Origin of the sequence: Pseudorhodoplanes sp. (assembly GCF_050250235.1) — a bacterium.
Classification (GTDB): Bacteria; Pseudomonadota; Alphaproteobacteria; order Rhizobiales; family Xanthobacteraceae; genus Pseudorhodoplanes.
This window is the reverse complement of sequence record NZ_JBFWPA010000309.1, coordinates 1-3,142: the sequence shown is the minus strand read 5'-3', so window position 1 is coordinate 3,142 and position 3,142 is coordinate 1. Positions and strand designations below refer to the sequence as shown.

General features: G+C 63.1%; 4 protein-coding genes and 1 pseudogene. All 5 read left to right on the top strand.

Going from position 1 to position 3,142, the window contains the following annotated elements:
- On the top strand, nt 1-215 hold a 215-nt coding region (locus AB7F49_RS39225), incomplete at its 5' end, for an ABC transporter permease subunit (RefSeq protein ID WP_428533398.1).
- A gap of 1 nt (nt 216) precedes the next feature.
- The gene (gene livM / locus AB7F49_RS39220) at nt 217-1,617 is read left to right on the top strand and encodes a high-affinity branched-chain amino acid ABC transporter permease LivM (protein WP_428533395.1); all 1,401 of its coding nucleotides are present in this window, start codon (nt 217-219) and stop codon (nt 1,615-1,617) included.
- Nucleotides 1,614-2,525 (top strand): ABC transporter ATP-binding protein, encoded by a 912-nt coding sequence (locus AB7F49_RS39215; protein WP_428533392.1) that lies wholly within the window; start codon nt 1,614-1,616, stop codon nt 2,523-2,525. The genes livM and AB7F49_RS39215 overlap by 4 nt, the downstream gene beginning before the upstream one ends.
- A complete protein-coding gene (locus AB7F49_RS39210; protein WP_428533389.1) occupies nt 2,525-3,040 on the top strand; it encodes an endonuclease domain-containing protein in 516 nt (171 codons plus the stop codon). The genes AB7F49_RS39215 and AB7F49_RS39210 overlap by 1 nt, the downstream gene beginning before the upstream one ends.
- Nucleotides 3,033-3,142: pseudogene (locus tag AB7F49_RS39205) on the top strand (ABC transporter ATP-binding protein); the annotation flags it as partial. The gene AB7F49_RS39210 and the pseudogene AB7F49_RS39205, both read left to right, overlap by 8 nt.

Below are 3,142 nucleotides of genomic sequence, written 5' to 3'. Positions count from 1 at the left end.
CGGGCGTGAAGGCGTTCACCGCGGCGGTGCTCGGCGGCATCGGCTCGCTGCCGGGCGCGCTTCTCGGCGGACTGCTCATCGGCCTGATCGAAACGCGGTGGTCGGCCTACTTCTCCATCGACTACAAGGACGTGGCCGCGTTCTCCATTCTCGCGATCACGCTGATCTTCCTGCCGCAGGGTATCCTCGGACGCCCTGACGTCGAGAAGGTGTGACGTGGCGACGCAAGCCGCGATCCACGGCACGGCGGCAAAGCCCGCGGGGCGGGTGGATGTCGCTCATATTGTGAAGGACGCGTTCTTCACGACGCTGATCTCGATCGGACTGTTCGCTCCCCTGGTCGGTTTCAAGACGGTCACCAACATCTCCAACGAACTCACGCTGGAGACGCGCTGGCCGCTGATGTTCGGACTGGTTGCGGCCGTGGTCATCGGGCGCCTTTTCTTTTTGCTGGTGCTCGAGCCGCGAAAACGCGCACAAAGCGCTTCTGCCCGCATCCGCGGCGCGCGGGAGATCGCGATCCGCGAGGGCCTCGCGCAATGGTTCACGCCGTTCGCTTTGGGTTTCGTCGTCGTCTATCCGCTGCTGGTGCTCGGCATCAATGGGACGCAGGGCGCGGTGAAATGGATCGACAATTTCGGCATCCAGATTCTCATCTACGTGATGCTCGGCTGGGGCCTGAATATCGTCGTCGGACTCGCCGGGCTTCTCGACCTCGGCTATGTCGCGTTCTACGCCGTCGGCTCCTATGCCTACGCCCTGCTCGCCAAGACCTTCGGCTTCTCGTTCTGGATTCTGTTGCCGCTCTCCGGAATGCTGGCGGCGTTCTGGGGCATCCTGCTTGGCTTCCCGGTGCTGCGGCTTCGTGGCGACTATCTCGCCATCGTCACGCTCGCCTTCGGCGAGATCATCCGCATCGTCGTCACCAATTGGGTTTCCGTCACGAACGGCTATGCCGGCATCAGCGGCATCCCAAGGCCGACATTCTTCGGCATTCCGTTCAACGCGTCGGACCAAGGGTTCGCCGCGGTCTTCGGCCTCGAGTTCACGCCGCTGCACCGCACCATCTTCCTTTATTACGTCATCCTCCTTCTCGCGATGGTCACCGCGTGGGTAACGGTGCGGCTACGCCGCCTGCCGGTCGGCCGCGCTTGGGAGGCGCTGCGCGAGGACGAAATCGCCTGCCGCTCGCTCGGCATCAACACCACCAACACCAAGCTCACCGCCTTCGCCATGGGCGCGATGTTCGGCGGCTTCGCCGGTTCCTTCTTCGCCGCTCGGCAAGGCTTCATCAGTCCGGAATCCTTCACTTTCATGGAGTCGGCGATCATCCTCGCGATCGTCGTGCTCGGCGGCATGGGCAGCCAGATCGGCGTCGCCATCGCGGCCGCGGTGATGATCGGCGGCACCGAGATCATGCGCGACCTCGACTTCCTCAAGGAGATTTTCGGCAACGACTTCGATCCGACGCAATTCCGCATGCTGATTTTCGGCTTCGCGATGGTGCTGATCATGATCTGGCGCCCGCGCGGACTGATCGGCACGCGCGAACCGTCCGCATTCCTGCATCGACGCAAGGCGATCTCCGGCGCGCATGTGAGCGAGGGCCACGGATGAGCAACGCCCGCGGCGCTCCGATCCTGCAGGTCGAGCATCTCACCATGCGCTTCGGCGGTCTCGTCGCCGTCAACGACCTTTCCTTCACGGCAAGCAGCGGCGAGATCACCGCGCTGATCGGCCCGAACGGCGCCGGCAAGACCACGGTCTTCAACTGCATCACCGGCTTCTACAAGCCGACGGAAGGGCGCATCGCGCTACGCCACGGCGGCGACGGTATCTGGGAGGAACTGCCGGCTCTCACCGATTCCAGCCGCCGCAGCATCAAGCGCGGCGACGACGCGCTGTTCCTGCTGGAACGGCTGCCGGATTTCCTGGTGACGCAGAAGGCGCGGGTCGCGCGGACGTTCCAGAACATCCGCCTGTTCCAGGGCATGACGGTGCTCGAGAATCTGCTGATCGCGCAGCACAATCCGTTGATGCTCGCCTCCGGCTTCACGTTCCTCGGGCTCCTGGGGCTTCCCGTCTACAGGAGCGCCGAAGCCGAGGCGATCGAGCGCGCCCGCTTCTGGCTGGAGAAGATCCGCCTGATCGACCGCGCCGACGATCCCGCGGGCGATCTGCCCTACGGCGACCAGCGCCGTCTCGAGATCGCCCGCGCGATGTGCACGAGCCCGGTGCTGCTCTGTCTCGACGAGCCGGCGGCGGGCCTCAATCCACGCGAAAGCGCCGAACTCAACGTGCTTCTCAATTCCATCCGTCAGGACTTCCCCGTGTCGATCCTCCTGATCGAGCACGACATGTCGGTGGTGATGGAAATTTCCGACCACATCGTCGTGCTCGACTACGGCACGAAGATTTCCGACGGCTCGCCGGAGGAAATCCGCAACGATCAACGCGTCATCGCCGCCTATCTCGGCGTCGAGGACGAGGATGTTGAGAAAGTCGAAGCGGAGGTGGGGCTGTGATGGCCGAGGCGCGGCAGGGCCGAAACCTCCCCCTGAAAGGGGGAGGTCGATCGCGCAGCGATCGGGAGGGGGTCGTCCTCAAGTCTCGCTTTTCCAAAACTAGAGAAATGACGACACGCGCTCGCGACTTGCGGCGTGATCTGACGCGCGCTGAGCGAAAACTTTGGTACGCGTTGCAGCGAGGCCAAATAAATGGCTTTGGCTTCCGGCGCCAACATCCAGTTGGGCCCTTTGTCTTGGACTTCTACTGTCCAGCCGCACGATTGGCGATCGAACTCGACGGTGGACAGCACAACGAACTCACCAGAAAACATGACGAAAGACGGGGGCGCTGGCTCGCTGCGAAGCACATCACAGTTTTACGATTCTGGAATAATGAAGTTCTGTCGAATCTCGAAGGCGTGCTCACCGTCATCGCGTCTGCCCTAGTGACGCACGTGACCCCCACCCGGACGGCTTCGCCGTCCGACCTCCCCCGTTTAGGAGGAGGTTTAAGAGGGGCATCTCATGACTGAGCCGCTCCTCTCCGTGCAGGGCGTGAAAAGCTATTACGGCAACATCGCCGCCCTCAAGGGCGTCGACATGGAGGTGCATGACGGCGAGATCGTCACGCTGAT

Coding starts and splice junctions, on each gene's coding strand:
- AB7F49_RS39215 (WP_428533392.1), top strand. CDS start 1,614: ATGAGCAACGCCCGCGGCGCTCCGATCCTGCAGGTCGAGCATCTCACC.
- AB7F49_RS39210 (WP_428533389.1), top strand. CDS start 2,525: ATGGCCGAGGCGCGGCAGGGCCGAAACCTCCCCCTGAAAGGGGGAGGT.